Here is a 565-nt window from a genome sequence, read left to right as displayed (position 1 = left end):
GGGAGGAAAAAAAAAAAGAAAAAAGAGAGAGAAAGAAGGAGGGGAAAGAAAGAAAGAGAAAAGAGGAAGGGGAGGAAGGGAGGGAGGGAAAGGAGGAAGAGAAGAAGGAAAAAGGAGGGAAGGAAAAGAGAGAGGAAAGAGGAAGAGGAGAGAAAAGGAAAAAAAAAAAAAAAAGAAAAGAAAGAAAGAAGAGGTTAAGAAAATGATTGAAAAAGGGGAGATTGAAAAGAGGAGAATAGAGAGAGGGGGGAGAAAAAAAGAAGAAGAGAAAAAAAAGGAGAAAAGGAAAAAGAATGGATAGAAAAGAAGAATGAAAAAGAAGAAAGGAAGAAAGAAAGAAGGGAGGAAGAGAAGAAAGAAGAAAATGGGGGTGAGGTGTATGAAGGGGGCGAAAAAGAAAAGGGGAGAGGGGAAGAGAAAAGAGAGAAAGAAAAAGTATAGAGAAAAAAGAATAGAAAAAGAAAAGAGGAAGTTGAAGAAGATTCATTGGAATGAGGGTTAGAAGAAGAGTAGGAGAGATAGAAGTGGGATAAAAAATTAAGGGAGAGAGAGCGTTAATGAGCAG

At 37.5% G+C, this 565-nt stretch carries 2 protein-coding genes; both read left to right on the top strand.

All coding sequences use genetic code 11. The features are described from left to right. Positions 1-301, top strand: a 301-nt coding sequence (locus DNK85_RS11370; protein WP_208123207.1) for a hypothetical protein, incomplete at its 5' end; no start/stop codon positions are given. A gap of 9 nt (positions 302-310) precedes the next feature. Beyond that, positions 311-502 carry a hypothetical protein gene (locus DNK85_RS11725; protein ID WP_162896712.1) on the top strand — a complete coding sequence of 64 codons (192 nt, stop codon included), beginning with the start codon at positions 311-313 and terminating at the stop codon, positions 500-502. Positions 503-565: the final 63 nt, after the last annotated feature.

This window comes from Cysteiniphilum halobium (assembly GCF_003574425.1).
GTDB lineage: Bacteria > Pseudomonadota > Gammaproteobacteria > Francisellales > Francisellaceae > Caedibacter > Caedibacter halobius.
This window is presented reverse-complemented; position numbering and strand designations above follow the sequence as displayed.

What these genes read in the sequence shown, in the direction of transcription:
- DNK85_RS11725 (WP_162896712.1), top strand. Translation starts at nt 311, where the DNA reads ATGAAAAAGAAGAAAGGAAGAAAGAAAGAAGGGAGGAAGAGAAGAAAG.